A 6,489-nucleotide genomic window follows, 5' to 3' on the forward strand; every position below is an offset into this window, starting at 1 on the left:
CCGAGCGCCGCCCCGAGCAGGAACCGCCCCGCGAGCAGCCCGGCGAACCCGGGCAGCAGGGGCGACGCGACCGCGATGACCGCGGCGGCCGCCGCTGCGACCTGCAGCATCCGTCGGCGTCCGAAGCGGTCGGCGGCCAGCGCCCACGGCAGGATCGCGAGGGCGAGGCCGAGCGTGGCCGACGACACGACCCACGAGGCGTCGGCGGCGGTCAGGCCGTAGGTCTCGGCGATGCCGGTCAGCAGCCCTTGCGGGGCGTACAGCACGCCGAAGGTCGCGATCCCCGTCGTCCACATCGCCGCACCGAGCCGACGCGGGGCGGCGGTCACCGTGGGGATGTCGAGAGTTGTCACCCACCCCACGGTAGGCATACTTCTCATCCGGATCCAATACCGGTTCGCGACGAGCGATACGATCGGCGCATGAGTCGCCTCGCCGCGCTGCTGCCGCACCTGCCCCTGCTCGACGCGCTCGGCCGCGACGAGCACGTCACCCGTGCGGCGCAGGCGCTCGGCGTCCCGCAGCCGAGCGTCAGCCGCGCGCTCCGGCAGCTCGAGGCGCAGCTGGGCGTCGCGCTCGTGGCGCCCGAGGGTCGCGGCATCCGTCTCACCCCCGCGGCGAAGCGGATGCTGCCCGGCGTCCGCGTCGCCCTCCGCGCCGCGCAGGACGCCATCGACTCGCTCGACGAGGCGCGCGCGACCGTCTCGCTCGCCTTCCAGAACTCGCTCGGCGAGAACCTGGTGCCCCGCCTCGTCCGGCGCCTGCGCGAGGAGCGCCCGAACATCCAGATCCGCCTCTGGCAGGGCGCGCGCGACGCATGCCTCGCGGAGCTCGCCTCGGGGCGCACCGACCTCGCGATCGTCTCGGGGGCAGCCGCGGCGGGCGAGGCATCCGTGCACCTCTACGACGAGCCGCTCGTCGCCGTCGTTCCCGCCGGGCACCGCCTCGCGACCGGCCGCCGGGTCACGCTCGCCGACGTCGTCGCCGAGACCCACGTGACCCTCAAACCGGGCTACGGCCTGCGCCGCACCCTCGAGCAGCTGGTCGCCGCCGAGGACGCCGACCTGCGCATCGCCTTCGAGGGCGACGACCTGCGCACCCTCCACGGCCTCGTCGCGGCGGGCCTCGGCATCGCCGTCGGACCCGAGGTGCCGCATCCGCTCGACGGCTGCGTGCAGCGGCCCATCGACGATCCCCGTGCGGTGCGCGACATGGGCGCCGTCTTCCACCCCGGCACCCGACCGCCCGCCGTCGACGACGTGCTGCAGGTGCTCATCGACGTCGCCCGCGGCTGACCCGCCCGGCCGCGGCGGCAGAATCGAGACGGACGGATGCGACGGAGGCTGCAGTGCGCGCGATGATCATGGACCGGATCGCCGGTCCCCTCACCGTCACCGAGGTGCCCGACCCGGTCGCCCCCGACGGCGGCGCGGTCATCGACGTGCACGCCACGGGGCTGTGCCGCAGCGACTGGCACGCGTGGGTCGGGCACGACGACATCGCCCTGCCGCACGTCCCGGGCCACGAGCTCGCCGGCGTCGTCGCGGCGGTGGGGCGCGGCGTCGAACGCTGGAACGTCGGCGACCGCGTCACGGTGCCGTTCGTGTGCGGATGCGGCCGGTGCGAGTGGTGTCTGGCGGGCGACGCGCAAGTGTGCCCGAACCAGGAGCAGCCCGGCTTCACCCACTGGGGGTCGTTCGCCGAGCGGGTCGCGATCCACGCCGCCGACCGCAACCTCGTCGCCGTGCCCGAGGGGATCTCGCTCGAATCGGCTGCGGCGCTCGGATGCCGCTTCGCCACCGCCTACCGCGCCCTCACCGCGCGTGCCCGCCTGCGTGCGGGGGAGTGGGTCGTCGTCGTCGGCGCCGGCGGGGTCGGCCTCAGCGCCGTCATGATCGCGACAGCGCTCGGCGCGCGCGTCGTCGCGGTCGACCGCTCGGCGGCCGCACTCGAGGTCGCGCGCCGCCTGGGCGCGGAGCACGTCGTCCGCGCCGACGGCTCCGACATCCCCGCCGCGGTCCACGAGGTCACCGGCGGCGGCGCGCACGTGTCGGTCGACGCGGTCGGCAGCGAGCAGACCTGCGCTGACGCCGTCCTCAGCCTGCGCCGCCGCGGCCGGCACGTGCAGGTCGGGCTGCTGCCCTCGGCATCCGGTCTCTCCGCGGTGCCCATGGCCCGGGCCATCGCGTGGGAGCTCGACCTGCTCGGCAGCCACGGCATGGCCGCCGAGGACTACCCCGGGATGCTGCAGCTCATCGCCCGCGGCACGCTGCGCCCGCAGGACCTCATCGAGCGGACGGTGTCGCTCGACGAGGCAGCCCAGCTACTGCCTGTCATGGACACCGCGGCGCCCGCGGGGATGACGATCATCGACCCGCGGCGCTGACCGGAGTCGGCAGGAGCAGCGCGTCGAGCGCGACGCGCATCGCGTCGACCGGGTCGGTGTCGTCGGCGAGCCAGCGCACCTGGATGCCCTCCCACATCCCGATGACAAGGTCGGCGAGCATGACGGCATCCGTCGTCGTCGTCAGTCTGCCGAGCGACCGGTCGTACTCGATCGCCGCGGCGTACTCGGGGATGACGTCGGCGTACCGTGCGCGCAGCCACGCGTGCGCCTCGTGGTCGGCGTGCGTGGCCTCGGCCTGCACGACCGTGAACATCCGCACGAGTTCGCGCCGACCGAGGTTGCGCTCGACGATCGCAAGGACCGTCGGGATGAAGCCGTCGCGCGCGGCGCGCTGCGAGAAGTCGGTGTCGGCGGCATCCTCCTGCGACAGGACCGCGGCCAGCAGCGACACCTTCGTCGGGAAGTGGTGCATGACCGTCGTGAGGCTGAGGTCGAGCTGCTTCGCGATCTGGCGGAGCGACCCGCCGCGGTAGCCGTACGTGCCGAAGACGGCCGTCGCGCTCGCGATGATCTCGCTGCGCCGTGCGGCGGACTTCGCGTAGGGGCCCCGGGCAGGCGCTTCGGTCATGACGGCAGTGTAGATCGACTGAAGCCGTGCAGATGCACGTTTTTGGGACTAGCGTGGTCGCGTGCAGAACTACCGCTGGGTGAAGGACGGCTCGCAGCAGCCCGGGACGATGCGCTACGGCGCCGACTACAACCCGGAGCAGTGGCCGCGCGAGGTGTGGGACGACGACGTGCGGCTCATGCGCGAGGCGGGCGTCAACATCGTCTCCCTCGGGATCTTCTCGTGGGGCCTACTCGAACCGCGCCCCGGCGAGTACGACTTCGCGTGGCTCGACGAGATCATCGACCTGCTGCACGCGAACGGCATCGACGTCGACCTCGCGACGGCGACGGCGTCACCGCCGTCCTGGATGGCGCGGCGGCATCCCGAAATCCTTCCGCAGACCGTCGACGGGACCATCCTCTGGCCCGGAGCCCGGCAGCACTGGCGCCCGACGTCACCCGTCTTCCGCGAGTACGCGCTGCGCCTCGTGCGCGCGCTCGCCGAGCGCTACGGCGATCATCCCGCGGTCGTCGCGTGGCACATCTCGAACGAGCTCGGATGCCACAACCTCTACGACTACTCCGATGACGCCGCCCGCGCGTTCCGCGTCTGGCTCGAAGCGCGCTACGGCACGATCGAGGCGCTCAACGACGCGTGGGGCACGGCCTTCTGGTCGCAGCACTACGAGGAGTGGGACGAGATCCTGCCGCCGCGCTCCGCGCCCACGATCCGCAACCCCGGACAGCAGCTCGACTTCGAGCGGTTCTCGTCGGATGCCGTCCGCGACCACCTGCGGGCCGAGGCCGCGGTGCTCGCCGAGGTGACACCCGGCATCCCGCGGACGACGAACTTCATGGTCGCGCAGAACGTCCGCGACATCGACTACCCGTCGTGGGTGGGCGACGTCGACTTCGTCTCGAACGACCATTACCTGCGCCCGGGCGAGCTCGGTCGCGACGACCTGTCGTTCTGGGCGAACCTCACCGGGAACATCGCCGGCGGTCTGCCGTGGTTCCTCATGGAGCACGCGACGAGCGCCGTGAACTGGCGCGAGGTCAACCCGCCGAAGCGGCCCGGCGAGCTGATGCGCGATGCGCTGACCCACGTCGGGCACGGCGCCGACGCGGTCTGCTACTTCCAGTGGCGGCAGTCGCGCGCCGGCGGCGAGCGGTACCACTCCGGCATGGTGCCGCACGCGGGCGAGCACAGCCGGGTGTTCCGCGACGTCGTGGCCCTCGGCGGGGCGCTGCGCGACCTCGCGCCCGTGCACGGCTCGCGCCGCGAGCAGGCGCGCGTCGCGATCGTCTTCGACTACGAGTCGTGGTGGGTCAGCGGACGCGACGCCCACCCGACCGACGCGCTCGCGTACGACGCCGACGCGCTCGCCTGGTACCGCGCGCTGCTCGACCTCGGGGTGCGCGCCGACGTGATCCCGGTCGGCGCGTCGTTCGACGGGTACGAGGTGCTCATCGCCCCGATGCTGCACGTGATGCCGGACGACCTGCGTGCCCGCCTGACGTCCTACACGGATGCCGGTGGCCACCTCGTCACGACGTACTTCTCGGGCATCGTCGACCAGAACGACCGCGTCTGGCTCGGGGGGTACCCCGGCGCACTGCGCGAGCTGCTCGGCGTGATGGTCGAGGAGTTCGTGCCGCTGCTGCCCGGCGAGCGCGTCGCCCTCGCCTCGGGTGCCGCGGCGAGTGCCTGGACCGAGCGGATCGTGCACATCGGCGACGACGTCGAGGTGCTCGACACCTACGCCGAGGGCGACCTGGCGGGTGCGCCCGCAGTGACCCGCCGGCGGCTGCGCGCGGGTGGGTCGGCAACCTACGTCTCGGCCGACATCGGCCGGGACGGTGTGCGCGCGGTGCTCGCGGGGCTCGGACTCGACGCGCTCGCCGGCGATCCGCGGTCGGCCGACGGCCGGCTCGACGTCATCGAGCGCGGAGACGCCGAGGCGCGGTACGTCTTTATCTCGAACCGCACCGACGACGAGGTCGTGGCGCCGGTGTTCGGCGACGTGCTCGTCGGCGCGGGCGCGGCATCCGGTGTCCTGGTGCCCCCGCGGGGTGTGGTGGTCGTCCGCGTCGCGCGGTGACGCGCCGGGCGGCCAGTAGGCTGGCCGCGTGCTGCTCAGCGACCGCGACATCCGACTCGAGATCGACGGCGGCCGCATCGGCCTCGACCCGTGGGACCCGGCGATGGTCCAGCCCTCGAGCGTCGACGTGCGGCTCGACCGGTACTTCCGGCTCTTCGACAACCACAAGTACCCGTTCATCGACCCGGCCGAGGATCAGCCCGAGCTGACCCGGCTGATCGAGGTCGCCCCCGACGAGCCGTTCATCCTGCACCCGGGCGAGTTCGCCCTCGGCGCGACGTTCGAGCAGATCACGCTGCCCGACGACGTCGCCGCACGCCTCGAGGGCAAGAGCTCGCTCGGGCGCCTCGGGCTCATCACCCACTCGACGGCGGGGTTCATCGACCCCGGTTTCTCGGGTCACGTGACGCTCGAACTGGCCAACGTCGCGACCCTGCCGATCAAACTGTGGCCGGGGATGAAGATCGGGCAGTTCTGCTTCTTCCGCCTGAGTTCGCCGGCCGAGAACCCCTACGGCACCGGCTCGTACAAGAACCGGTACCAGGGGCAACGGGGGCCGACGGCATCCCGTTCGTTCCAGAACTTCCACCGCACCGACGTCGGGACGACCGACGCCGGTGCGAAGGGGAACTGACCGCGCTCAGTCCTGCTGCGCCTGCGCGTAGCCACGGCTGAAGCCGCGCTCGTACGCCTCGGCGACGGCGGCGCCGCCACGGTCGCCGCAGCCGCGACCGTGGTGGTCGTGGTGCGCGTGCCGCTCGTGGTGACCGAACCGGCCCGGCTCGCCGTGCGCGAACCCCGGGTGGGGTGCGCCTCCGCCGAAGCCCGGGCCGAAGCGGTGGCCGAAGCCGCGTCCGAAGCCGCGCCCGAAGGGGCCGCGCTCGCGCCGGTGCTCCCGTGCGGGGCGGGACGGCATCGGCTGGGACTCGTCCCAGCCGAGTTCGTGGGCGATCGCCTCGAGGGATCGGACCAGCGTGTCGAGGTCGTCCTGCGGGACGGCGGCGGTGATCCGGTTCTGCACGTCGGCGACGATCTCGTCGCGACGAGCGGATGCCTCGGGTCCGGCCTCGTGCATCCGCCGGTGCACCTCGCGGGAGAGCAGGCGGTGGACGAGCTTCAGTCGGAAGCCGAGGGGCAGGGTGTCGTTGTCGTGGGGGGTGTTCATGGGATGTCCTTCCGAGACGTCGTGTCATCGGCGGACTCTCCGCGATGACCATTGCATGTCAGTGTGCAAGTACATGCAGTGTGACATGCAATCGTGACTCATGTCAAATGACATGAATCGACCGTCGGGCGGTATCGTCGAGGGGTGACCGATCCGACCGGCGACCTCGACGCCCTGCTGGCGGCCTTCGCGCAGATGCGACCCCGCGGCGGTCCGCACCGCCACCACGCCGGCGGCCCGCACGCCCACGGGCCGCACGACGGCGG

The 6,489-nt window shown here is 72.7% G+C and carries 7 protein-coding genes; 4 read left to right on the forward strand and 3 right to left on the reverse strand.

What is annotated here, in order from left to right:
- The coding region (locus tag NH287_RS14425; protein ID WP_253036165.1) for an MFS transporter at window positions 1-353 on the reverse strand (353 nt) is incomplete at its 3' end.
- 69 nt (window positions 354-422) lie between these two features.
- On the opposite strand from NH287_RS14425, the gene NH287_RS14430 reads away from it, so the two are divergent.
- Together NH287_RS14430 and NH287_RS14435 are read left to right on the forward strand one after the other, a co-directional pair.
- Window positions 423-1,295 (forward strand): LysR family transcriptional regulator, encoded by an 873-nt coding sequence (locus tag NH287_RS14430; protein WP_253036166.1) that lies wholly within the window; start codon window positions 423-425, stop codon window positions 1,293-1,295.
- 53 nt (window positions 1,296-1,348) lie between these two features.
- Window positions 1,349-2,386: a zinc-dependent alcohol dehydrogenase family protein gene (locus NH287_RS14435; protein ID WP_253036167.1), complete on the forward strand. Its 1,038-nt coding sequence runs from the start codon at window positions 1,349-1,351 to the stop codon at window positions 2,384-2,386.
- Here the strand turns inward: NH287_RS14435 and NH287_RS14440 are convergent.
- Window positions 2,367-2,975, reverse strand: a complete 609-nt coding sequence (locus NH287_RS14440; RefSeq protein WP_253036168.1) for a TetR/AcrR family transcriptional regulator — start codon at window positions 2,973-2,975, stop codon at window positions 2,367-2,369. The genes NH287_RS14435 and NH287_RS14440 overlap by 20 nt on opposite strands.
- Window positions 2,976-3,036: 61 nt before the next feature.
- Here NH287_RS14440 and NH287_RS14445 point away from each other — a divergent pair, with 61 nt between their 5' ends.
- Window positions 3,037-5,058 (forward strand): beta-galactosidase, encoded by a 2,022-nt coding sequence (locus NH287_RS14445; RefSeq protein ID WP_253036169.1) that lies wholly within the window; start codon window positions 3,037-3,039, stop codon window positions 5,056-5,058.
- 28 nt (window positions 5,059-5,086) lie between these two features.
- The gene (gene dcd, locus NH287_RS14450) at window positions 5,087-5,692 is read left to right on the forward strand and encodes a dCTP deaminase (protein ID WP_253036170.1); all 606 of its coding nucleotides are present in this window, start codon (window positions 5,087-5,089) and stop codon (window positions 5,690-5,692) included.
- Between the two features lie 6 nt (window positions 5,693-5,698).
- Here the strand turns inward: dcd and NH287_RS14455 are convergent, their stop codons facing one another.
- Entirely contained in the window at window positions 5,699-6,223 is a 525-nt protein-coding gene (locus NH287_RS14455) for a hypothetical protein (protein WP_253036171.1), read from the reverse strand.
- Window positions 6,224-6,489: the final 266 nt, after the last annotated feature.

Origin of the sequence: Microbacterium sp. CnD16-F (assembly GCF_024124465.1) — a bacterium.
GTDB lineage: Bacteria > Actinomycetota > Actinomycetes > Actinomycetales > Microbacteriaceae > Microbacterium > Microbacterium gawkjiense.

What these genes read in the sequence shown, in the direction of transcription:
- NH287_RS14430 (WP_253036166.1), top strand. Translation starts at nt 423, where the DNA reads ATGAGTCGCCTCGCCGCGCTGCTGCCGCACCTGCCCCTGCTCGACGCG.
- NH287_RS14440 (WP_253036168.1), bottom strand. Translation starts at nt 2,975, where the DNA reads ATGACCGAAGCGCCTGCCCGGGGCCCCTACGCGAAGTCCGCCGCACGG.
- NH287_RS14455 (WP_253036171.1), bottom strand. Translation starts at nt 6,223, where the DNA reads ATGAACACCCCCCACGACAACGACACCCTGCCCCTCGGCTTCCGACTG.